Raw genomic sequence first — 23,139 nt, 5'->3', positions numbered from 1 at the left:
CGCGGCTTCCAAGTCCCTCCCTCGATGATCAGTCGAGAACTATCGCTCCTGACGGAGCGTTAGTCGAGATACAAGGAGCTGCCGAAGGCTGCGATCTTGTGGGACGCAGAGCGTCCCCGGCTGCATTCCCACACAGAGCGTGGGAACGTTCATGTGTACGCCGTACCTGTGGGAGCGAGCCTGCTCGCGAAGGCGGCAGCACATTCAACATCACAATCGCCTGACCCACCGTTTTCGCGAGCAAGCTCGCTCCCACAATGAGATCTCCTGCACCTTCGGAATCAGGCAAAGACGAAACTCGAATCCGTCAGGTCAGTCACGCCGACGCCAATCAGCGTCACGGCAAAATCGCCGACCTTCAGCACGGTATCAGCGCCGGACTGCGCGGCATGCTGCTTGTAGTCATAACCCTGTCCCGCGCCCGCGACACCCATGAACAGCAGTTTGTCGCTGCCCTGGTAACCATTGATCGCATCGAAACCGAACGCGCCGCTGAACAGGAAGGTGTTGCCGCCACCCACCGCCGTCATCACGTCGTTGCCGGCGCCACCCACGAAAGTCACCTGCGACTTGTCACTGATCAGTTGATCATCGCCACCAAGGCCAAACAGCCAGTCGCCATCGGCCGTGGCATGCAAGGCATTGCCGTAGCCATCACCGCTGAGCGAATGGTTGTACTGGGTCAGTTCGCTGCCGTTGCTCAGGCCCTTGGCGGTGACGCCCCAGGTGATCTCCTTGCTGCCCCACCACGAACCGGCCTCTTTACTGACCAGCGCGCCGATGTCGCGGGTCAGGCTGATGCCGCCGTAGGCGTCGCGCACGTACAGCGTGCCGTCGCCGTCGTTGGCGAAGCTGAAGTTCTGCAACGGTTTCTGCAGTTCGAAGGTGTTATGGCCCTGCCCGCCGAAAATGACGTTGTAGCCGCCGTCATCACGAAAACGGTCGTCGCCGCCCAGTCCTTCAAGAAAGTCGTTACCCGCCCCGCCCTTGAGCCAGTCGCTGCTCTGCGTGCCGATGATGAAGGTGCTGCCGCTGTGCGGCTCGCCGCTGCGGCCCAGGTCCTCGACCCAGGTCTTGCTCCGCGATGCCTCTTCGAGATTGGCGACGATGATCGTCGAGTCGCGCTCGGTCAGATCGTAGAACGCCGAATCGATCACCCGATTCAAGCCATCGGCGTAGCCTAGTGAACTGTGCGCCGACCAGTTCAGCGGATTGGCGATGCTGAACGGCACCAGGTTCTGCGCCGTGGAAGCGTAGTTATCGGTGAAGTTGACGAGGTTGTCGGTGGTCGATTCGTGCGGCTTGTCGTGCTTGCCCATCGACGCCGTGCTGAACGTGGTGCCGTCGAGCACGCGAAATACCGGATCGTTTTCGAAACCGATGTTGAGCACCTGGGGGCCGGTGCTGCTCTGGGTCGGCGAGGCGAAGGCGATGTAATTGGCATCCTTGTAGAAGCCGCCCCAGTTGTCCCCGCTCAATTCAGCAACACTATTTACCCCAAGCCCGCCGAGGCTGTGGCCGCTGATCAATACGTCCTTGGCAGCAACACCGTTGGCAATCGCGAAAGCGGCGACGGCCTTGAGCAGATTGTCGAACGCGTTTTTCGCGTAATTGCTCGCGTAATCCGACGGCCCGACCGCCGCGAGCAGATTGTTTTTCAGATCACCGAAAGTGTCGCTGTAACCCAGCCCGCCGGTGCCGCGAAAGGCAATGCCAAGGCCGATCAACTTGCCAGCAGCGTCATACTTGCCGAGCACTTCCGTCTCGGCGCTGGTGAAGCCATCCTGTTCCCCGAAGAACGTGCCTTGCACGCCGACCTTGCCCTGATAGCCCAGCGCCGTCGCGGCGACCGGTGCCCACGCCGTGGCCGGCAATGGTTTGCCGGTGGGCGTGTAGGCATACAGCGTCAGTGCGATGGCGTCGCTGTACAACCCTTTGCCGTCGGCATTTTTGTAATCGAACAATCCCATGTGCAGCGCTCCTTTTCCTTGAAAAACCGGCAGCCCGAGAAGCGCTGCCGGTTACGCCTCAGAACTGCCAGTCGAGGGTCAGACCGACGCCGTGATCTTTCTCGTTCGAGCCGATCAGGCCGTTGTAGTCGAGGTTGACCCGCACGTCGCGATTGAGCGCCAGCCCGGCGCGCACGCCCACCACAGCGGCGTCACGATCCATCGACACGCTCTGCACGGTGAACGCGCTGTTGCCGTTGGCGAAGGCCAGATGGCTGTCGGCATCGACGCTGCTCAGGTTGTGCTGCCAGCCGAGGCTTGCGCCCAGTTCCAGCTGATGCTTGTCCGACACAGCGAAGCTGCGCTTGGCGCGCACGCCGAGGGTCGACAGCACCACGTCGCGATTGTCTTCACCACCCTTGAGCGCGGCAGCGTCACCCTTTTCGGTGAAGCTGTCGGTGTTGAGGTGCACGTAGGACAGATTGGCGAACGGCTCCAGGTTCATCGGTTGCAGGCCCAGATCGTATGCGGCCTCGGTGAACACTTGCGCGGTGGTCGCGTCACGTTTGGTTTTCTGTTTGCCGCTGACGTCGCCGAACTGCAGATCACGTTTCACATCGATGCGATGCCAGCTGTAGGCGCCGCCGACGGTCAGGCGCAACGCGTCGATTTCATGGCCCAGATACGCACCCAAGTGGTAGCTGTCGACCGACGCCGACGAATGCGTGCCGCTGCCCATGCTCAACGAACTGTCGCTGTAACCGGTGACGAAACCGAGACGGGTATCTTCAGCAATCAGACCGTCGACACCAGCCAGCAGCCCGCCGATGGAGCTATTGGAATCGGCATTGTCGTGTCCGCCGTCACTCTCGCCCCACGAGCCGAGGACCTTGACCCAGACGTTGCTGCGCTCATCAGTCGGCGCATCGGCATTGAACAGATCACGCTCACGCAGGCGCTCGCCGACGGCTTCGCGCAGGTAGCGGCTGTCGTTGATCAGCAGCGTGCCGATGGCCGGGTGAATCTCGCCGGACAACTGTTGAAAGGCCTGCTGCGCCGACGCCGCGTTAGGCGACAGCAACAGGGTTTCGAACAGCGCGTTGCCCGCACCCAGACGTTCGGCAGCCGCACCGACGGCGCGCTGGTTCGGCGTCAGACCGACGCTGGCGAACGATGCCTCATTGCGTCCCACCGCCAGCTGAATGCCGCCCGCCGAGTAATCCAGGGTGCCGCCAAGGAAGGCGTAATTCGGCAAGACCTGACCGAAGCGCCCTTCAATGCCACCCGCCGCTTGCAGAATGTTGTAGCGAGTGCCAAGCAGGCTTTGCACTTCGCCGGTGCTGAGCAAGGTCGGGCTGTTTTCCAGCGACAGGCTCACCGTGGCGCCGTCGATGGTGGCTTTGCCGCCCGCAACGATCTGATCGCTGCTGGTTGGCGACAGCTCTACGGCGTAGGTCGAACCCGGCGCGAAGGTCACGTCACCGGCGACGTTCAGGGTGCCGATGGAGTTGCCCGGCGCCACTGTACCGCCGCTGTTCACTGCCAGCGCGCCGATGCGGCCATTGCCGCCGAGGATGCCGCCATTGTTGACAGTGACCGCCGATTGCAGCGAACCGTTGATGGCCAGTCGACCCTGATTGACCAGGGTCGGGCCGCTGTAAGTGTTATTGCCGGTCAGCACCAGGGTGCCGATGCCTTGCTTGGTCAGACCGCCGTGGCCGCCGATGTCGTTGCGCCAGGTGTCGAGGCCGCACGTGATATCGATGCACACGCGTTCGGTGGGTTTGCCCTGATCGATGATCGCACCGATGCCCGGCAAGTCAGCCACGAACTGGCCGGACCCGTAAGCGCCCTGCACGCGGAATTCTTCGGGAATGTCCTGCTCGGTCACGAACATCGCCGGGCCGTCGATGGCCTTGCGCAGGTTGATCATGCCCCAACCGTACAAGGCGTCGATGCCCGGCGCACCGAGGTCGGTCGCAGTGGTGCGCAACACGCTGGCGACCTGGTCGCCGCTCATGTACGGAAAACGCTCCATCAGTACGGCAATGGAACCAGCGACATGCGGCGCCGCCATCGAGGTGCCGTTGTAATTGGCGTAGCTGGTGGTCAGGTTGCCGGCGTTGGTGCCTTCGATGATCGAGCTATAAATCTTGGTGCCCGGCGCCGAGACGCAGTAACTCGCCGTATAGCCGCAGCGCGAGGAAAACGTGCTGATCACGTACGGATTGGCGCTGGCGGTGTCCGGGTTCTGCTGCAACGCGGCGACGGTGATCCAGTTCGGCGCGATGTCCGGGACGAAATAACCCAGGCCGGCAATGGCGTCGGGATTGTTCAGGTTGTAATCGTTGCCGGCGGCAAAAATGGTGACGATGCCGCTGCGAGCGGCGGCGATGGCGCCGTCGTAAGCGCCGCCGGGTTTGGTGCCGAGCAGCGTGCGGATTTCGTTGAATTGCAATTGCGCGTCGTTGACGGTGAAGTGCGGATACGCCGGATCGCGGCCGCCGAGGTCGAAGCGGTCGGTGATGCCGATGCCCCAGCTGTTGTTGATGATCCGCGCCCCGCTGGCGATCAGCGCATCCCAACCGGCCTTGTACACCGCACCATCGTTGCCGCGCACGATGCCGTCTTCCGGGCCTGGGTCACCGTTATCGGCGCTGATGATCTGCGCACCGAATGCAACACCGTGCATCACCCCGCCGTCGCGACTGCCCGCCGCGATGCCGCCGACGTGCGTGCCATGGGCGCCGAGCTTGCCGTTGGAGCCGACCGAGGGTGAACCGTCATAGAGGAACGCATCGCCGGCCTTTACCGGGATGTACGGGTCGGTGTATTCGCGAATGCCGCTTGTGACCAGGGTGACGACTTTGTTGCTGCCGGAGAACTCCGGATGTGCGGCGTAGACCGGCTGATCGAAGATGCCCAGCTTCACGCCTTTGCCGGTGTAGCCGGCGGCGTAGGCGTAATCCGCGCCGATCGCGCCCAAGCCCCAGTCAGCCTTGAATTCATTGCTGCGCCAGCTCGACGGATCGCCGCTGCGGCCGTTTTCCACGTAAGGCGCTGCCTGTGCCATCGCACTGGCACAGAGCATGGCGACTGTCAGGGTTTTCAGGGCAAAGCGGCCACCCGATTGCGCGGGGGTATTGTTGTTATCCATCCACGACCTTCCTTAGTGATGTTGCGAAAAATCCGGTTGCCTTGATCGTTCCCACGCTCCGCGTGGGAATGCAGCCCGGGACGCTCCGCGTCCCATTGGAACGCGGAGCGTCCCTGGAGGCGTTCCCACGCAGAGCGTGGGAACGATCAATTCCCTTGCTGCACGTGGGAACGATCAGGTTTTGCGACTGCTGCGCAGTCGAGCGGGGATAAATCCCCTCGCCACGGTGACTCAAACACATGCAATCAGAACTGCCAGTTCAGGCTCAGGCCAACGCCATGCAGCTTCTCGCGGCTGGCCAGTTGGCCGTTGTAATCGAGGTTGACCCGCACGTCCTTACTCAAGGCCAGACTGGCCTGCACGCCGACCAGTGCGGCATCACGTACCAGCGCCGAACTCTCCACTGAGTACGGCGTGCCGCCGCTGGCAAAACGCAAATGCTGCTCCGATTCGATATCGCTGAGGCTGTGCTGCCAGCCGAGACGGGCGCTGACGTCCAGCGCTTGCTGGCTGGAAAGGTTGAAGGTTTTGCTCGCCCGTACGCCCAGAGTGCTCAGCACCACATCGCGCTGATCGCCCGAGCTTTTCAACGCAGCGGCATCGCCCTTTTCGGTGAAGCCTTCGGTGTCCAGATGCAGGTAGGTCAGGTTGGCGAACGGTTCCAGCGCCAACGTTTGCAGCTGCAAGCGATACGCCGCTTCGCCGAAGACTTGGGTGGTGGTCGCGTCAACTTTGGCTTTCTGCTTGGCGCTGACCTCGTCGTATTGCAGATCGCGTTTCACATCGCCGCGATGCCAGCTGTAGGCCGCGCCAGTGCTCAAGCGCCAGGCGCCGATGTCGTGCCCGGCGTAAGCACCAAGGTGATAGCTGTCGACTTTCGCCGAAGAATGCGTGCCCGAGCCCATGCTCAACGAGCTGTCGCTATAACCGGTGACCAGACCGATGCGGGTCTGCTCGTCCAGCGCGCCGTCGACCCCCGCCAGCAGACCGCCGATCGAGGTGTTGTAGCCGGCCGTGTCGTGGCCCGAATCGGTGCTGCCCCAAGCGCCGAGTGCTTTGATCCAGCCGTTGCTGCGGGTCGCCGAGTCATCGTGCAGCCGCTCGCCAACCGCATCACGCAACTGGCGGCTGTCGTTGATCAGCATCGTGCCCAGCGCCGGATAAATCTCGCCGCTCAGTTGCTGGAAGGCTTGCTGGGCCGAGGCCTGAGTCGGTGCACGAAGCACACTTTCGTAAACCGAATTGCCGGCGCCCAGACCTTCAACTGCAGCGGCCACCGAGCGCTGGTTCGGCGTTTGCCCGACGCTGGCGAAGCTGGTGGCATTGCGCTGGATATTCAGCTGGATGCCGCTTGCGGCGTAGTCGAGGGCGCCGCCGATGAACAGGTAGTTCGGCACTACTGCAGCGAACTGCCCCTGCACGCCGCCGGCCGCTTGCAGGATGTTGTACTGGCGACCGAGCAGGCTTTGCGCTTCGGCGCTGCTGAGCAAGGTCGGGCTGTTTTCCAGCGCCAGGCTGACGCTGGCGCCGCTGACGGTTGCCGTGCCGCCGGCGACGATGCGGTCACTGCTGGTGGGCGACAGCTCAACGGCGTAAGTCGAGCCCGGGGCGAGTGTCACATCACCAGCGACATTCAAGGTGCCGATGGAATTGCCCGGTGCGACACGGCCGCCGCTGTTGGCTGTCAACGCGCCGATGCGTCCGGAGCCGCCGAGGGTGCCGCTGTCGTTGACGGTGACCGCTGAAGTCAGCGAACCGTTGACGGTCAGCAGACCGCCGTTGACGGTGGTCGGACCGCGATAGGTGTTTGCGCCACTGAGCAGCAATTGCCCGCCTCCAGACTTGATCAGGCTGCCCTCATACACCCGGTTTGCCGCTGCCGCATCACGCAGCATGCCAACGGCGTAATCGGTCTGGTCCTGCTGACTGGCGCCGGCCGGGACACCGCTCTGCCAGCCTTTGTCCTGTAGGGTTTGCTGCCAGGTGCTGCGCTCGGCGAGGTCTTCGTTTTGACGCTGGAGCAGCGCCTTGTCGGAGATGTCATTGCTCCAGACATCGCGCTGCCCTGCCCCCAGATTCGCGTCGAACACACCGAGCAATTGCCCCGGTCCGCGCATTGCCCGGTTGAGGTTGGCGACGCCCCAACCGACGCGCTCGTTCGGTGCGTCGGTGACCGAGCCATCGAGCTGGGTGGCGGTGGTCAGCAGCACCTCGAGCGCCTGCTGATTGTTCATGTACGGATAGCGTTCCATCACCAGCGCCAGGGCGCCGGTCGCGTGCGGCGCCGCCATCGAAGTACCGGACTTGATCGCGTAACCGCCGCCGGGGATGGTGCTGTCGATCTTCGCCCCAGGTGTGGTGATGCACCAGTATTTGGCGATGCCGCACTGGTTGTATTTCTGCTGATTGCTCTGATCGAGCCCGGACACCGCCAGCCAGTGACCTTCCAGATCCGGCTGAAAGTACGGCAGCGCCGAACGTACGCTGGCATTCGGGTAGCCGCTGTTGCCGGCGCTGAAGACATTGATCACGCCGCGCCGGGAAACATCGGCAGCGGCGTCGAGCCAGGTGCCCTTGTTCCAGTGTTGCGCGTAGGCGGCGTGCAGATCCGCGAGAGTGCGGTAACTGACATCCGGCGGCTGACTGCCCCAACTGTTGTTGATCGCTCGAACCCCGGCATCGGCGAGGCTGTCGTAGACCGCTTTGAAATAACGCGGATCAGGGCCGGGGCCGAAGAGGAAACTGTCGTTCTTGTTGGTGTTGCCGACGTAGATTTGCGCGTTGTACGCCACCCCGTGCATGCCGCTGCCATCACGGGCGGCGCCCATGGTGCCGACCACGTGGGTGCCGTGGGAATCGTTGTTGGGGTTGAGCGTGCCGTCGACGTTGAACGCTGAGCCATCGACGTAGCTGCCGCTGGCGGTTACCGGGTGATAACGGTCGGCGGAGAATTCGGGATGGGCGGCATCGAAACCGGAATCGAGCGCGCCGATTTTCACGCCCTTGCCGGTGATGCCGGCTGCGTAGGCCTGATCGGCCTGCATGCGTTCCAGGCCCCAGTCGCTCAAGAATTCGGCGCTGCGCCAACTGGCCGGATTGCCGGGCTGGCCGGGTTCCAGGTATTGCGCCTGCGTTGCCGAGGTCACCAGCAATAGCGTGCCGAGCGAAATCGGTTTGATGCGTACGTCCATGGTCATCATTCTCGTTTTTGTTGTTTTGTTCAGGGCTGATAGCGATGTCGCCTGTTCCCCTCACCCCAGCCCTCTCCCCGAGGAGAGGGAGCCGATTTGTGTTGATGTCAAAACCTGCGGCCTGCTCGGTCGCTCAAGTCGATGCAGCTATCGCAGGCCACTCGGTCAGTCCCCTCTCCCTCTGGGAGGGTCAGGGTGAGGGCTGTTGCGCGACCACAAATGCTTCGTCCACCCGCACCAGATCCTGCTCATTAACGTCTCGGTGCAAAGCCTCAGATCCTGCGGTGTCGCCCGTTTCCCTCACCCCAGCCCTCTCCCAAAGGGAGAGGGAGCCGACCGTGTTGTCTTCAGTTATTCAGCGACCTGGAAAACCAGTCGATTACGGATTCAGCACAGCTCGTTCAAATCGGTGCATCTCGCCAATCTGCCCGGATCGGTCCCCTCACCCCAGCCCTCTCCCAAAAGGAGAGGGAGCCGACCGTGTTGTCTTCAGTTATTCAGCGACCTGGAAAACCAGTCGATTACGGATTCAGCACAGCTCGTTCAAATCGGTACATCTCGCCAACCTTCCCGGATCGGTCCCCTCACCCCAGCCCTCTCCCAAAGGGGGAGGGAGCCGACCGTGTTGTCTTCAGTTATTCAGCGACCTGGAAAACCAGTCGATTACGGATTCAGCACAGCTCGTTCAAGTCGGTGCATCTCGCCAATCTCCCCGGATCGGTCCCCTCTCCCTCTGGGAGAGGGTTAGGGTGAGGGCTGTTGCGCGACCACAAATGCTTCGTCCACCCGCGCCAGATCCTGTTCGTTCAAAGTCCCGGCGTAGTAATGCAATTTGGTCCAGGCCATGAGGTAGTCGTAGCGTGCCTGGGCCAGGTCGCGGCGGGTGGTGAACAGTTGCTGCTCGGCATTCAACGCATCGAGATTGGTGCGTTCGCCGCCCAGAATGCTTTGTCGGGTCGAGACCACCAGCGCCTCGGCCGACTTCAAGGCCTTCTGATAAGCACGCAATTTGCTCACTCCGGACAGGCACGCGCTGAACTGTCGGCGCAGTTCGATCAGGGTTTCGCGGGTTTTGCCATCCAGTTCGTATTCGGCCTGTTCCATGGTGCGGCTGGCCTGGCGCGTCGAGGCCGACACCCCGCCGCCGGCGTACAGCGGCACGCTGACTTCCAGGCCGATGGTGTTGGTTTCGTAGCGCTGGTTATAGGTGTTGCCGCTTTCGGACTCGTTGTCGCGCATCGAGGCATAGGCGCTTACTTTCGGCAGATGTCCGGCGCGGTTGCGTTCGACTTCATAGCGCGCAACTTCCACGGCCTGACGCTGCGAAGCGAGGTTCGGGTTGTTGCTGATCGCCAGTTCATGCCAGGTGTCGAAGTTGGCCGGTTGCAGGGTGAAGGTCTGAAATTGCTTACCAAGCGGCGCCAGATCGCCGATGTCCACTGCCGGCACGCCGACCAGCGCCCCGAGCTCACGCAAGGCGGCATCCTGCTCGTTGCGCGCTTCGATTTCCTCGGCAGTCGCCAGCTCATAGCGCGACTCGGCTTCGAGAATATCGGTGCGCGTGCCCTCGCCCTGCTTGAACATGTGTTCGTTCTGCTGGAACTGTTGCTCGTAGGCCTTCTTCTTCGCCTGTGCGATGTCGATCTGGTCCTGGGCGAACAAGGCTTTGGTGTAGTTATCCAGCACTCGCACCAACAGTTCCTGACTCTTGCCGCGAAAGGCTTCGTCGGCAAACAACGACTGCGCCACGCCTTTGCGATACGCCGCGTAAGCTTCGTAATCGAGTAGCGGTTGCTGCACCGTCAGCGCCGAGCCGTAACTGTTGTAGTTGCGCTCATCGGTGCGGTTGCGCGCGCGATCATCCAGAGACGTCGCCTTGGACGAGTTGCGGCCCTTGTTGTAGGTGTAGCCGATCCGTGGCAGCAGCCCGGCGCGGCCAATCGCGCGGTTTTCCAGGCCTGCATCGCGCTCCTTGATTGCACCGAGAAACACCGGATCGTTGCGCAATGCCTGCTCGTAGATCTCAAACGGCCCCATGGCCGCGATTGCCGAGTGACTCGCGAGCAGCGTCATTGCGGCCCCCAGCATGCAAAGCTTTTTCATACAGCCGAACATCCTTATTCCTCGGTCAACGCGGAACCGGCGCGATCGAGCAGCGGTTTGAACAAATAGTTGAGAAGTGAACGCTCACCGGTGCGCACGAACATTTCCGCCGGCATACCGGGCTTGATTACCAGGCCGTTGAGCTTTTCCATGGCCTGATCGCTGACGCTGCTGCGCAACACGTAATACGGCACGCCGGTTTTCTCATCGACCATCTGGTCAGCGGAGATCAGGCTGACTGCGCCGGGCACGCGCGGGGTTTTGCTCTGGTTGAACGCGGTAAACAGGATGTCCACCGGCAAATGCGTACCGACCTTGTCGATCAGGTTGACCGGCAAATGCCCTTCCACTTCCAGGGTGGTGCCTTGCGGAACGATCTCCAGCAGGGTTTCGCCCTGACGCACCACAGCGCCTTCGGTGTGCACGCCGAGGTTGACTGCCACGCCATCGGCGGTGGCGAGGATCTCGCTGTGTTGCAGGTCGAAACCGGCGGAGGTCAGCTGTTCGGACAACGTCACGCTTTTGAGCTGGGCATCGGCCAGTTGCGTACGCACTTCCTTCTGGTATTCCTCGCCGTGCTGCTGCAACTTCAGGCGCGATTCAAGGATGCCCTGCTCCACGCGCCCGCTTTCACCGGTGTTTTCCGCCAGTTGCTGCTGCACTTGCGACAGTTGCCGCTGGTAGTCCATCAAGCGGTTGCGCGGGATGTAGCCGTTGTCGGCCAGCGGTTGCAGGTTGCTCAGTTGTTGTTGCAGGGAACTGGCCTGGGCATTGAGGTCGCTGCGCGCGCGGCGCATGCCGGCCAGTTGTGCGGTGGCGCCTTCGATATTGGCGCGCAGTGCCGCTTGTTCCCGGGAGAACGCTTCGCGGCGGCTGCTGAACAGTTGCCGCTGGCCTTCCAGCACCAGCGCCAGGCGCGGGTCCGGGTCGTTGCTCAGCTCGGCCGGAAAGGTCACTTGCTTGAGGTTGTCGCGCTCGGCTTGCCAACGCGCGAGGCTGGCCCAAGCCATGCGGTACTGCGCCTGTAGCGATTGCACGTCGGCAGCCACTTGCGTCTGATCAAGGCGGAACAACGGCTGGCCCTGCTTCACGATCTCGCCTTCGCGCACCAGAATCCGGCTGACCACGCCGCTGCTCATCGACTGCACGGCCTTGCGCTTGCCCGAGACCACCACCGTGCCCTGCACCGGAATGCCCTGATCCAGCGGCGCCAGTGCCGCCCAGGTGAAGAAACTGCCTGCGCCGACGATGGCCAGAATCCAGCCCATGCGCGCGAAGAATTTCGCATCGCGCTCCGGGCGCTCGGTGAGGTAGGCGTGTTCCATGTTCGCTTCGTTTTCAGTGTTCATGCTGGCGCTGCTCATACACCCGAATTCCTTGTCGAGGGCTGATACTGCCGGCTCATGCTGAGCCCGCCCGGTGTTTGTGCGGCTTTTTCGCGTTGCTGTTCGTGCTGGCCGGAAAGTGCCTTGAGCACATCCTGACTCGGGCCGAACGCCTGCAAACGACCATCGTTGAGCACGAGCAATTTGTCAGCCTGAGCCAGCACCGAAGAACGGTGCGTGACCAGAATCACCGTGGTGCCTTGCGCCTTGAGTTGCGCAATGGCGCTGGCCAGTGCGGCTTCGCCGACGGTGTCGAGGTTGGAATTGGGTTCATCGAGCACCACCAGACTCGGCGTGCCGTACAGCGCGCGGGCCAGGGCCACGCGTTGCTTCTGGCCACCGGACAAGCCGCTGCCGTCCTCGCCCAGTTGCGTGTCGTAGCCCTGCGGCAGGCGCAGGACCATCTCGTGGACACCGGCCTGTTGCGCGGCGGTGACGACTTTTTGCGGGTCGGCTTCGCTGAATCGTGCAATGTTTTCGGCAATGGAGCCGCTGAACAGCTCGATGTCTTGCGGCAAATAACCAATGTACGGGCCGAGCTGATCTCGGTTCCAGCGGTGGATATCAGCGCCGTCGAGGCGCACCGTGCCGCCCAGAACCGGCCACACGCCGACCAGCACTCGAGCCAGCGTCGACTTGCCGGAACCAGACGCGCCGAGCACGCCGAGCACTTCGCCAGCACTCAGATTGAAATTGACCATGTGCAAAGTGGCCGCACGCTGCCCCGGCGGGCCGGCGCTGACTTGTTCGAAGCTGATCTGGCCTTTCGGTGCCGGCAGTGCCATCGCCTCGTCGCTAGGCGGAAACGCCTGCAACAACGCATCAAGGCGCCGGTAAGCCAGCTTCGCCCCACTCCACTGCTTCCAAACGGCGATCAACTGATCGATCGGGCTCAGTACGCGCCCCATCAGGATCGAACCGGCGATCATCATCCCCGCAGTCATGTCGCCCTTGATCACCAGCAACGCGCCCAGGCCCAGCACCAGGGATTGCAGGCATAGACGCAAGGTCTTGCTCAGCGAACTGATCACCGCGCCGGTGTCGCTGGCCTGGTTCTGCAAGCCGAGAAAGCGCGAATGCACCCCGAACCAGCGCTTGCGCAGCGAGCCGAGCATACCCATCGCCTGAATGGTTTCGGCGTTGTGCAAGTGACTGGTAGCCAACTGACTGGACTGCTGGGAAAAACCGGCGGCTTCGCCCAGCGGTTTTTTGGTCATGTATTCGTTGAGGCAGGCCAGTGCGATCAGCAGCAACGCGCCTGCCGTGGCCAGCACGCCAAGCCAGACGTTGAACAGGTAAATGACAAACAGATAGACCGGGAACCACGGCGCATCGAAGAAGGCGAACAGCGCCGGGCCGGTGACGAACTGGCGGATGTGGGTCAGGTCGCCCAGCGACTGCCCGGCGTTACCCTCACCCTTGAACAGGTTGCGCTCGAACGCGGCCTGATAGACGCGCAGATTGAAGCGCCGCTCCAACTGGCTGCCGATGCGGATGACGATAAAGCTGCGGATCACTTCCAGCAGGCCGATGAAGGCGAAGAACCCGACCACCATCAACGACAGCATCGCCAGAGTGGTTTCGTTCTGTGACGACAGCACCCGGTCGTAAACTTGCAGCATGTAGATCGACGGCACCAGCATCAGCACGTTGATCAACGCAGTGAAACAACCGACGCTGATCAGAATGCTTTTATAGTCGCCCAATGCCTTGATTAACGGAGCGGCCGGAGACTTCGCCATCTTCATTGATTCTTCCTGAGTTCATAGTCTCGTCGGTGCGGACGAGCATTCCATTGATATTTCGCGTACCTGCCAAAGATCATTTGCAAGTAGTGCTTACAATTTCATAACAAGTTGATCGGCTTCGCGGTTATAACGCTCAGTTATTGCAGTACATCAACTTCGCGCAACTACCCAGCCACCGCTTAGTGCCCGACGCGTTCGAGCAAGATAAGCAATTCCGAACTCAACCTGCTTTTGTAAGAGCCATCCCCCCGGCGGCTGAAAAAGGCGATTTTCGAACCCTCCTTGCCAGTGATGGCAATGCCATCGGGTTCTGGAAACCAGCCAATCGGGACTTCGCTCAACCATGCGCCCAGACAATCGGCGCCCTCGCCCAAGGTCTTGTCTGGCGCAAGATCGACAACGCATGTGTTCGACGGCTTGTCTTGCAACGACCGCGTTTCGGGTGTGTCGTGGTGACCGGTCAATGTGGCCTGCCAGCGCCCGGCGAATGCCGAGGGTTCTTCGAGTCTGAGGCTGCTTGCCATGCTTGTCGCTCCGGTCATCATCAGCGTGACTGCCATCAGCCATGCCATCGTCGTGTCAGTTAAAACGTATCGAGTCATAGGAAATTTCACTTCCGTTCGTAGCCTTGCTCGGGGATCAGGCCGATGCAAGCGAAGAAAGCGACGCACGAGGCGCCGCTTTCCTTTCACATCACGCCACGATGTCGCTGGTCGCTGCCTGGCCCACGGTGCTGACGATGAAGTCAGCCACGCCATGCCCGGAGAAATCCACCGACAACAGGCTATTGCCGCCCGACGAGGTCAACACTGCGTCGCCGGCCGAACCGGTGAAGCTGTTGACGAAGTGCAGGCCCGCACCGTTGGTGATGCCGGTCAGGTCGATTTTGTCCAGACCGCTGACAAAATCGAGGATCTGATCGATCGCACCTGGCTTGGAGTCCGAGCTGGCGGCGAACACGAAAGTGTCCGAACCGGCGCCGCCCCACAGCTTGTCGGCACCGCCAGCGCCGTACAGGATGTCGTTACCGGCACCGCCCTTGAGCTCGTTGGCCACGCTGTTGCCGATCAACAGATCGCTGCCCGAACCGCCAATCGCGTTCTCGATGACCGCGCCCTTGGCGATCGACACGTTACCGACCATGCCGCCAACGTCGGAGAACGAAGCGCTGTTGAGGTTGATCTTCTGGTTCTGGGTGAAACCGGAGAAATCCAGGGTGTCCTTGCCGCCGGCATCCCACACCGAGAACACCACTTTGTCGCTCGACGACGACGCGCTGAGGAAATCGCGGCCGGTATTGGAGTTGAAGCCGTAGGTGGTGTCGCCGGTGCGGGTGGTGGTGTTGGCGCCGTAGAGTTTCTGGATGGCTGCGATGTCGTCCATCAGCGGGCCGGACGAATAGGCTTCGACGCCGCCCTTGCTGAAGTTCTGGTTGGTGTTGCTCTCGCTCCAGTAACTCATGACGCTGTAGCCACGGGTGTCCTGGCCGTAGGTCGCGTCGTTGTAGGTCGGGTTGCCGTTGCCGGCGTTGTAGTCGCCAGGGTGAGCAAGGCCCAGGGTATGGCCGATTTCGTGGGTCAGGGTCTGACGACCGTAGTTGTTCAGATCCGGGTTCTTGTTCTGCGTGTAACCGCTGTTGATCAAGTACCACGAGGTGCCGTCATAACCGGCGCCGGTCCCCGGCAGATAGGCAAACGCCGCAGCGCCATCCTGGCCACCGCTGTAGTTACCGAAGGTCATGTGCCCGTCGCCGCCCGAGGCTCTCTCGGTGAAGGTGACATTGGCCACATCGGCCCAGGACTGCATGGCGAGCTTGGCCTGCGCCTGTTGCTGCGCGCTGAACTGACTGAACCCGGTGATCCCGTGCTTGTTCATCGTGCTGTTCGAGGCCGAGGTCAGGAACGTATAGGTGAGTTCGATCTTGCCGCTGCTGTCCTTGTCCTGATAGGCAGCGCCGTCACGCAGCAATTGCGTAGCCGCCTGATCGACGGTGTACGAGGGTTTGCCATTGACCGTGAGGTTGCCGCCACGGTCATACTGATGGCTGAAGCTATTGATCTGGTTGTACGCCGAGCTGAAGGCAGCCAGCTGGAAAGCTTGTTCGGCGGAATCAACAGCATTGGTTTTAACTTTCGACATAAACACACTTCCTTGTTTAGCAATGGAACAGTTTTTGTCCGACAGGACGATCTTTGGCGAGATCGTCCTATCACTCGCCCAATGAAGGCGTAACGAACCTGACACAATTGGAAATCTGTCGTAAAGGATTTTTTTGCGATCCAATTTGGTGGTATCAGGAAACTGCCGTAAACAAAGCGTGCGGGGAGGAAAGATTGTTTTTAGTTGTAGCGAGGGCGCAAATTGTCTGACGATTTTCTATTTAAATATTAAATATCGGTAAGTTTGGATTTGTTGGGCAAGTCACACTTTCAGTCAGCGGTGCCAGTGCTTTGATATCAACTATGCTGATTCATTGAATAACAAATGTGGGAGCGAGCCTGCTCGCGAAGGCGCCAAGCCAGTCAACATAAGAGTCGAATGACAAACCGCTTCGCGAGCAGGCTCGCTCCCACAGGGGTCTTGTACGTTGGCCTGAAAAAACTCAGCTGCCGGTACGAATCTTGTTCCAAACCCGCGTCCGGATCCGGTCGATATTCAGCGGCATCGCTTCCAGCGCGAACAGCTTGCCCATCATTTCCGGGCTCGGGTACACCTTGGTGTCGTTCTTGATCGCTGGATCGATGAGCGTGTCCGCCTGTTCATTGCCATTGGCGTAGTGCACGTAGTTGGTGATGCCCGCCATGACGTCCGGGCGCAGCAGGTAGTTCATGAAGGCGTAGCCGGCCTTTTCGTCCGGTGCGTCGGCGGGCATGGCGACCATGTCGAACCAGATGGCCGCGCCTTCCTTGGGAATCGCATAACCGATCTCAACGCCGTTCTTGGCCTCCTTGGCGCGGTTCTCCGCTTGCAGGATGTCGCCGGAAAAGCCGACTGCTACGCAGATGTCGCCGTTGGCCAGGTCACTGGTGTACTTCGAGGAATGGAAGTAGCTGACGTAGGGCCGCACTTTCATCAGCAAAGCTTCGGCTTTTTTGTAGTCTTCGGGATTCTTGCTGTGGTGCGGCAGGCCGAGGTAGTTAAGTGCCGCCGGGAGCAGCTCCGGGCCGTTGTCGAGGATCGCCACGCCGCACTTTTGCAGTTTTTCCATGTATTCGGGTTTGAAGATCAGATCCCAGGAATCCACCGGCGCGTCGTCGCCCAGCACCGCTTTGACCTTGGCGATGTTGTAGCCGATGCCGGTGCTGCCCCACAGATAAGGGAAACCGTGCTCGTTGTTCGGGTCGTTGGTCTGCAAGGCTTTGAGCAGTGCCGGGTTGAGGTTCTTCCAGTTCGGCAACTGACTCTTGTCGAGTTTCTTCAGCGCCCCACCCTGAATCTGCCGCGCCATGAAGTGGTTCGACGGGAACACCACGTCGTAACCGGATTTGCCGGTCATCAATTTGCCGTCGAGGGTTTCGTTGCTGTCGTAGACGTCGTAGGTGACGCCGATGCCCGTGTCTTTCTGGAAATTCTTCGTGGTGTCCGGGGCGATGTAGTCGGACCAGTTGTAGACCTTGACCGTCTCGGCCGCGTGACTGACGGAAGCGGCCAGCAGCAGCGGCGCCAATGCGAGGGTTTTCTGGATCATGGGGCGATTCCTGTATGGGCTTTTTTTGTTGGCAGGCAATCAAAGGATCGAACAATCAGAAAATCAGCACGTAGCTCTTGCGCACGGTTTCCTGGATATCCCAGATCCCGAGCGTGTTGGCTGGCAACATCAGTGCGTCGCCGCCTTGTATGTGCAGGGTTTCGCCGCCACCGTCGGGGGTGAAGGTGCAGCGCCCGGAAATGAAATGGCAGAACTCCTGCGCGGTGATCTGCCGCCGCCAGCGGCCCGGGGTGCATTCCCAGACGCCGGTTTCGACACCGTCGTCGCGCTCGACGCTGGTGGTCGAGGCAATTGCGACAGGTTCGCCGAGGGGCACGGCGACCGGGTTGGACTCCTCGAGTTCGAGCCCGGCGGTGTTCTTGAATTGGGTGATGCTCATGGCGTGACCTGTTTGTTGAGGGAAACGACGTTCAGTGCATGAAACCTTCCATGAACCCGGCGACTTGGCTGGCGAGCTTGCGCCGCCAGGGCGCGGTCGCCGGATTGGCCAGCGTCTGGTCTTCATGCACGAAACTTTTGATGATCGCGTTGTAGCCGAGCCAGCGGCATGGCTCTGGCTCCCAGGCACGCAGCGCGTGAATGCCACCGTCGGGCAGGACCCACGGTTGTTGGGTCAGCTCGCTGTCGCGCTCGAGAATCAGATCGGCCAGGGTGCGCCCGCCAAGGTTGCTGGCGCCGACGCCCTCCCCGCCATAACCGCCCGATAGCGCGATGCCGTTGGCGCGGTCGCAAAGCATGTGCGGCTTGAAATGCCGCGACATGCCGAGGTTGCCGCCCCAGGCGTGGGTGATCTGCACGTTTTTCAGCTGCGGGAACAGTTCGCCGAACAGATAGCGGCGCAACTCGACTTCATCGCGAGTGAGGTTGAAGTCATGGCGAAGCTTGCCGGCGAACTGATAACCGCCACGGGCGCCGAAAATCAGGCGGTTGTCGGCACTGCGCTGGCCATAGGTGACCTGACGGCTGAATTCACTGAAGGCCTGGCCGCGATTGAGGCCGATTTCGTCCCAGGTCGCGGCGGACAGCGGCTCGGTGGCGACAATCAGACTTTGCACCGGCAACTGATAACGGCCCAGCGGCGGCAACGTCACCGAATAGCCTTCCACGGCCGGGACGATCCAGCGGCTGCGTACGCTGGCCTTGGCCGTGCGCAAACTGCCGGATTGCCAGTGGGTAACCGGGCTGTTTTCGTAGATTTTCACGCCCATGTTCTGCACGGTACGCGCCAGGCCACGGACCAGTTTCGCTGGGTGAATGGTCGCGACATGGGGGGCGAAGATGCCGCCGTAGGGCTTGGCCACGCGGATCTGCTGGGCCAGTTGCTCGGGACTCAGCCAGCGGTAATCGTCGTCAGTCAGGCCTTGGGCATGCAGCTTGTTCAGGTAATCGCGCAGAACGGTTTCCTGCTCTGGGTAGCGCGCAGCACAATAAAGCACCCCGCCCTTGCGGTAATCGCAGTCGATGCCTTCGCGTTCAACGACGATCTCTACTTCATCAGGAATGCTGTGCAGCAGATCAAACGACGCCCGCCGTTGCTGCGGCGATAAGCCTGCGAGCAAGCGATCCTCACCCAGCAAGTTACCCATCAGCCAGCCGCCATTGCGTCCGGACGCACCGAACCCGGCGGTTTGCGCCTCGATGATGGCGATATCCAGGCCGGGCGCCTGTTTTTTCAGGTAGTACGCCGTCCACAGTCCGGTGTAACCGGCGCCGATGATCGCCACGTCGACATCCAGGTCCCGCTCCAACGCAGGGCGCGCCAGCAGCGGCTCATCGAGCTGATCCATCCATAAACTGATCGTGCGCCACGCCGACATGCCAGACTCCGCCACTGAAAACCTTCGATGGCGTCGATCCTAGTGGCTGCCGTCAGTGGATGTCTTGCGCGCGTGCCCGCAGAGAAATTTGTTTGGCGTAGGCCTTGGGCGACTGGCCGGTGTGCTCGCGAAAGCATTTGTAAAACGCCGACAGCGAATTGAAACCGGCGGCAAACGCCAGCTCGTCGACGCGCAATGGCGGTGCGGCGCTGTCCAGTGCACGCAGCAAATGCTGCAGGCGCGCCTGGTTGACGTAGCGATAAAAGCTTTGCCCGAGTACCTGATTGAGCAGATAGGAAATCTGATTGCGGCTGTACCCGCACTCCTTCGCCACCCTTTGCAGGTCAAGCTCAGGGTCCAGATAAGGCTGCTGCTTCTCGAAATACTGCTGCAGGTCTTCGGCCATGAAGCTCAGTTGGCGCGGTGACAGACCGAGACGACTGACCGCCGGACGGCTCGGTGCCGAACTGCCGTTGGTTTGGGTACGCACCAGCGAGGCGTATTCATTGACGCGCCATATCAGGCCGTCCTTGACCGTGATCGCTTCGCTGGAACGGAACGACACCAAACCATCGCCGCCACGCAAGGTCACTTCGTACTGAATGAACGCGGTATTGCCATCCACCCGAATGCGGTCGCAATGCTCGAGCAGTTCGTCGGATTCTCGCGGCATGCTCACGCGCACGTACTCGCGTAACTCATCCAGTCTGAGTACGCGATTCTGAAAGAAATCGTTGTACTGGATATCGGCGTGATAAAGCGCCATGACGCTGTCCAGATCCCGGTGTTTCCAGCTCAGGTGATAGCGCATGACCGTGGCGGCCGTGGCCTGGGTCTGTTCTGGGCCGTCGTCATCGGCGTGCATAAGCGGCTCGGCGAAAAAGAACCGAGCTTGCCCAACTTCCTCTGCCGCTTCAATGAAAAATCCATGGTGGCGTTTTGGCGATAATCGATGAGCCAGTGACTTACATCAAAAAATGCGAATCAATCGCTAAACGGACTGAAAAAACTCACAGTTTTTTCACACACGGATGCTACTTTTAAAGCTCAAGCACTGGTTGAGCCAATGAAGGCTCTTCCCACCTAACATGAGCAAAAGGAAGCGCTCGATGAAGCAGGCGGGCAACACCATGAATAAAGGGTTCAGCAAAGTCACCTTTCCAAACGCTTGCCAGCTGATGCGCTGGCATTTCCATCCCATGGGTTTCGAGGCGACGATGGATGCGCCGGGCAGCCTGATCGCCCGTCTGTTTGATCGTGCCAGCGGCGAAACCATGATCGCCATCGCTGGCATTCCCTGCGCAACGGTGATGAACGCGGCGGACGTCGAGCGCATCATCGAGGCCATCGAAGATGAGCTGGAAGCTTTCACTCCTCCGGAATCTCTCAAGAACTACGCATAACCGCCTGATTTAAAACAAAAAGCCCGCAGCGATGCGGGCTTTTTTATTGATCAGGCGCTGGCCTCCTCGGTTCGATGATCGACGAAGAACGGCTTGCCCTTGGCAACTCGATCCGATGCCCTCGGCATGTTTACCGCTTGGGTTTCCTGCGGTTCGACGTACCAGTAGCAATGGCTGACGGCGCGCGTGATACCAACGTAGGCAAGGCGCAGGATTTCGTCTTTTTGCGCATTGTCGTACGGCTCGCTATCGCCACTTTTGCCCAATCCCGCCATGCGATACACCTGGTTCTTGTACGGAGAACTGGTCAGATGCTGACAATCACCCAGCAGGAATACCGCATCAGCCTGCAAGCCTTTGGCGCTGTGATAGGTCAGCTGTTTCAGCCGCCGCGCCTCATAGGGCAAGCTCGAATCCACGTTAAGTACAGGCTGAATATGCTGCTCAATCAATAACTTATCGCTGCTTTTTCGATAGAGCATCAGGATTGAATCTCCCCGCCGGTAATGCTCGGCCAGGCGCTGCCCCAATGCTTCATCATCCCGTTCAAGCACGTTTACCGGGTGAAGCGGCTTGGGCTCACCACTGGCCTTGGCCTTCTTGCCTGCGATCGCCGGCGCTGCACGGACAATGTGTTCAGCGGCGTCGATGATGTGCTGGTGGCTGCGGTAGTTGTCACTGAGCATGACCCGCGTGGTGCTCGGCGACGGAAATTCCTTGTTGAACTCCATGAAGTAACTCGGAGAACTGCCGCGCCAGCCGTAAATCGACTGCCAGTCATCACCGACGCACAATAGCGACGACCGCTGCGCCCCTCGCCCAACGTGCATGGCCGGGCCACGGCTGCGGATTTCATTGAGGCTGGCGCGAATCCACGAAACGATCTGCGGCGATACGTCCTGGAATTCGTCGATCATCAGATGCGCCATCGGCCGCAGCAACTCGTCGCTGAGCAACTTGAGGTTTTCCGGCGAGTGTTCGCTGAACAGCGCGAACATGCGGTTGTAGGTCATGACTGGCGGTTTCTGATCCAGCAGGTGATCTTCAAATGCGCGCCAGAACAGGCTCAGGGCCTCAAAGAAAAAACGATCAGGATCGTCCTTGGCGAAGCTCATCCGGCTGACCGCGTCCGGCACATCCAGGCCGAGGTTTTCGATGAAGCCCGCCGCGGCGACAAAACAATCCAGCAATGGCGCGGATGCCAGCTCGCCTTTGACCTTGTAATCAAAGCCGGGACCGGCGCTGGCATCTCCGGCCAACGTCGCAAGAACGCGCCTGGATGACTCGTAACTATCCAGCCATATCAATGGCTTACGGCAGAAAGCTTGAAATAGGGTGCGCTTGACCGCCCACTCTGCACGGACACTCAGCTTGGCGTTGGGTCGGGTCAGCTGGGCGTTTTCCCTGGGATCAAAGCCGAGCACCACCCAGGCATCTAGGCTGGGAATATAGCCATGAGCGTGGAACTTCGAGCCATTGATTTCGAAGGCCTGCCGATTCGGCTCGATGCCTTTAATGGGCCACGCCCCTGCACGAAACCATAAATCTTCAATCACATCGCAGAGCTCTTCATCGCGCTTGGCCGCCAGTTCGGTGACCGCCATGCGTTTCTGCACATCGGGATGATCGCGATCCAGTTCCTTTAATTGCAAACCCGCGCGGGACAGCGGCTGGATCAATTGGCGGAAACGCTCATCCTCGTTGAACAAGCGGTGGTAGCAGGCATTGAGTTGCTGTCGTTGCGCGTCGTTGATCCGCAGGTCAAACGGATTGCTGTCGACCTCCTCTGCGCCACTTTGCGGGCGGTCGCTGAGGTTCTCGAAGGCCTGCAAGCGCTCGAAACCCGGCAGGCTGCGAACCATCGGCAGGATGCGCGAGTGGAAGGTTCGCACCAGTTCGCGCGCCTGCTTGAGGTTCAACGGCTGACCCCACAGCGTGAATATTTCGATGAGCTTGTTGATGAAGTCCTTGCGCGATTCACGGGTGAAGGTCACCACGGTCATCGAATCCAGCTCAAAACCCAGATAATGGCTGAGTAACAGAATGCGCAGCACCAATGTGGTCGACTTGCCGGCGCCCGCACCGGCGACCACCGAGGTGGACGGCGTATCGCTGAAGATCATTTTCCATTGCGCGGCGCTGGGCTGGGCGTGGGCCGGGAGCAAACGAGCGACGTCAGCCTTGATGCGTTTTTTCAATTCGGCGGTGAGCGGCAGGCGCCAGTCATCGAACAGGTGGTTATCGACGCTGGGCGGCCGATGCTCGGTGTTGCGGCTGTCGCGAATCAGCAGAACCTGGCGGCCTTCCTCCAGACCCTCAAGCTTGCCCTCCTTGAAACCATATTCGACGCCGGCTGTGTGGCCACTGCGAAATCCGTCAGCTTGCCCGTGCAGCCACGATGCCCGGTGCTGCGCGCGCAGCTTGGTCAGACCGTGACCAAAGAATCGCGCGGCCAGACGCTTGAACCAGGGCATCTCGGCCAGTGGACGAAGTTCAGGGGGAAGATCGGGGGTGTGTTGCGCCACGCTGACGGACTCCAGGGTGTGAGGCTGTGGCGGCTATGGTGTCTGGATTTGCTGATGAGTTCTAGCGAAATGCTTACAGGTCATCGGTTTAGGCGACGAATTGAAAGTCGGATAAGACGATTTCGAGGCACATTCCCATCAAATAAACTGAT

The 23,139-nt window shown here is 60.6% G+C and carries 14 protein-coding genes and 1 pseudogene; 2 read left to right on the top strand and 13 right to left on the bottom strand.

Annotation, left to right across the window (positions count from 1 at the left end):
* Window positions 1–153: 153 nt before the first annotated feature.
* Window positions 154–258: pseudogene (locus ASG55_RS27310) on the top strand (DUF4381 domain-containing protein); the annotation flags it as partial.
* A 23-nt stretch (window positions 259–281) separates the two neighbouring features.
* On the opposite strand, the gene ASG55_RS20540 reads toward ASG55_RS27310, so the two are convergent.
* The 12 genes from ASG55_RS20540 to ASG55_RS20485 all read right to left on the bottom strand — a co-directional run bounded on the left by ASG55_RS20540 (window position 282) and on the right by ASG55_RS20485 (window position 19,924).
* On the bottom strand, window positions 282–1,970 hold the full coding sequence (locus tag ASG55_RS20540) for a polyurethane esterase (RefSeq protein WP_056789849.1): 1,689 nt from the start codon (window positions 1,968–1,970) through the stop codon (window positions 282–284).
* 58 nt (window positions 1,971–2,028) lie between these two features.
* Window positions 2,029–5,106 (bottom strand): autotransporter serine protease, encoded by a 3,078-nt coding sequence (locus ASG55_RS20535; protein ID WP_056789847.1) that lies wholly within the window; start codon window positions 5,104–5,106, stop codon window positions 2,029–2,031.
* A 245-nt stretch (window positions 5,107–5,351) separates the two neighbouring features.
* Window positions 5,352–8,297: an autotransporter serine peptidase EprS gene (eprS, locus tag ASG55_RS20530; RefSeq protein WP_056789916.1), complete on the bottom strand. Its 2,946-nt coding sequence runs from the start codon at window positions 8,295–8,297 to the stop codon at window positions 5,352–5,354.
* Between the two features lie 744 nt (window positions 8,298–9,041).
* A complete protein-coding gene (locus ASG55_RS20525) occupies window positions 9,042–10,412 on the bottom strand; it encodes a TolC family outer membrane protein (RefSeq protein ID WP_056789845.1) in 1,371 nt (456 codons plus the stop codon).
* Window positions 10,413–10,414: 2 nt separating this feature from the next.
* Window positions 10,415–11,764 (bottom strand): HlyD family type I secretion periplasmic adaptor subunit, encoded by a 1,350-nt coding sequence (locus tag ASG55_RS20520; protein ID WP_056789842.1) that lies wholly within the window; start codon window positions 11,762–11,764, stop codon window positions 10,415–10,417.
* Window positions 11,761–13,533: a type I secretion system permease/ATPase gene (locus tag ASG55_RS20515; protein WP_056789839.1), complete on the bottom strand. Its 1,773-nt coding sequence runs from the start codon at window positions 13,531–13,533 to the stop codon at window positions 11,761–11,763. Before ASG55_RS20515 ends, ASG55_RS20520 begins: the two co-directional genes overlap by 4 nt.
* Window positions 13,534–13,712: 179 nt before the next feature.
* On the bottom strand, window positions 13,713–14,135 hold the full coding sequence (locus ASG55_RS20510) for an AprI/Inh family metalloprotease inhibitor (protein WP_156388212.1): 423 nt from the start codon (window positions 14,133–14,135) through the stop codon (window positions 13,713–13,715).
* A gap of 91 nt (window positions 14,136–14,226) precedes the next feature.
* On the bottom strand, window positions 14,227–15,672 hold the full coding sequence (locus tag ASG55_RS20505) for a serralysin family metalloprotease (RefSeq protein ID WP_056789836.1): 1,446 nt from the start codon (window positions 15,670–15,672) through the stop codon (window positions 14,227–14,229).
* Between the two features lie 463 nt (window positions 15,673–16,135).
* On the bottom strand, window positions 16,136–17,221 hold the full coding sequence (locus ASG55_RS20500; RefSeq protein WP_056789833.1) for a polyamine ABC transporter substrate-binding protein: 1,086 nt from the start codon (window positions 17,219–17,221) through the stop codon (window positions 16,136–16,138).
* 55 nt (window positions 17,222–17,276) lie between these two features.
* Complete coding sequence (locus ASG55_RS20495) at window positions 17,277–17,621, bottom strand: cupin domain-containing protein (RefSeq protein ID WP_056789830.1); 345 nt, start codon at window positions 17,619–17,621, stop codon at window positions 17,277–17,279.
* A 31-nt stretch (window positions 17,622–17,652) separates the two neighbouring features.
* Entirely contained in the window at window positions 17,653–19,059 is a 1,407-nt protein-coding gene (locus ASG55_RS20490; protein ID WP_056789827.1) for an NAD(P)/FAD-dependent oxidoreductase, read from the bottom strand.
* A 52-nt stretch (window positions 19,060–19,111) separates the two neighbouring features.
* Window positions 19,112–19,924 (bottom strand): AraC family transcriptional regulator, encoded by an 813-nt coding sequence (locus ASG55_RS20485; RefSeq protein ID WP_056789824.1) that lies wholly within the window; start codon window positions 19,922–19,924, stop codon window positions 19,112–19,114.
* 265 nt (window positions 19,925–20,189) lie between these two features.
* On the opposite strand from ASG55_RS20485, the gene ASG55_RS20480 reads away from it, so the two are divergent.
* Window positions 20,190–20,462 (top strand): DUF1652 domain-containing protein, encoded by a 273-nt coding sequence (locus tag ASG55_RS20480; RefSeq protein ID WP_041480416.1) that lies wholly within the window; start codon window positions 20,190–20,192, stop codon window positions 20,460–20,462.
* 50 nt (window positions 20,463–20,512) lie between these two features.
* On the opposite strand, the gene ASG55_RS20475 is transcribed toward ASG55_RS20480, so the two are convergent.
* Complete coding sequence (locus ASG55_RS20475) at window positions 20,513–22,987, bottom strand: UvrD-helicase domain-containing protein (RefSeq protein WP_056789821.1); 2,475 nt, start codon at window positions 22,985–22,987, stop codon at window positions 20,513–20,515.
* Window positions 22,988–23,139: the final 152 nt, after the last annotated feature.

The organism is Pseudomonas sp. Leaf434 (assembly GCF_001425545.1).
Classification (GTDB): Bacteria; Pseudomonadota; Gammaproteobacteria; order Pseudomonadales; family Pseudomonadaceae; genus Aquipseudomonas; species Aquipseudomonas siliginis.
This window is presented reverse-complemented; position numbering and strand designations above follow the sequence as displayed.

What these genes read in the sequence shown, in the direction of transcription:
- ASG55_RS20540 (WP_056789849.1), bottom strand. Translation starts at nt 1,970, where the DNA reads ATGGGATTGTTCGATTACAAAAATGCCGACGGCAAAGGGTTGTACAGC.
- ASG55_RS20535 (WP_056789847.1), bottom strand. Translation starts at nt 5,106, where the DNA reads ATGGATAACAACAATACCCCCGCGCAATCGGGTGGCCGCTTTGCCCTG.
- eprS (WP_056789916.1), bottom strand. Translation starts at nt 8,297, where the DNA reads ATGGACGTACGCATCAAACCGATTTCGCTCGGCACGCTATTGCTGGTG.
- ASG55_RS20525 (WP_056789845.1), bottom strand. Translation starts at nt 10,412, where the DNA reads ATGTTCGGCTGTATGAAAAAGCTTTGCATGCTGGGGGCCGCAATGACG.
- ASG55_RS20520 (WP_056789842.1), bottom strand. Translation starts at nt 11,764, where the DNA reads ATGAGCAGCGCCAGCATGAACACTGAAAACGAAGCGAACATGGAACAC.
- ASG55_RS20515 (WP_056789839.1), bottom strand. Translation starts at nt 13,533, where the DNA reads ATGAAGATGGCGAAGTCTCCGGCCGCTCCGTTAATCAAGGCATTGGGC.
- ASG55_RS20510 (WP_156388212.1), bottom strand. Translation starts at nt 14,135, where the DNA reads ATGACTCGATACGTTTTAACTGACACGACGATGGCATGGCTGATGGCA.
- ASG55_RS20505 (WP_056789836.1), bottom strand. Translation starts at nt 15,672, where the DNA reads ATGTCGAAAGTTAAAACCAATGCTGTTGATTCCGCCGAACAAGCTTTC.
- ASG55_RS20500 (WP_056789833.1), bottom strand. Translation starts at nt 17,221, where the DNA reads ATGATCCAGAAAACCCTCGCATTGGCGCCGCTGCTGCTGGCCGCTTCC.
- ASG55_RS20495 (WP_056789830.1), bottom strand. Translation starts at nt 17,621, where the DNA reads ATGAGCATCACCCAATTCAAGAACACCGCCGGGCTCGAACTCGAGGAG.
- ASG55_RS20490 (WP_056789827.1), bottom strand. Translation starts at nt 19,059, where the DNA reads ATGTCGGCGTGGCGCACGATCAGTTTATGGATGGATCAGCTCGATGAG.
- ASG55_RS20485 (WP_056789824.1), bottom strand. Translation starts at nt 19,924, where the DNA reads ATGCACGCCGATGACGACGGCCCAGAACAGACCCAGGCCACGGCCGCC.
- ASG55_RS20480 (WP_041480416.1), top strand. Translation starts at nt 20,190, where the DNA reads ATGAATAAAGGGTTCAGCAAAGTCACCTTTCCAAACGCTTGCCAGCTG.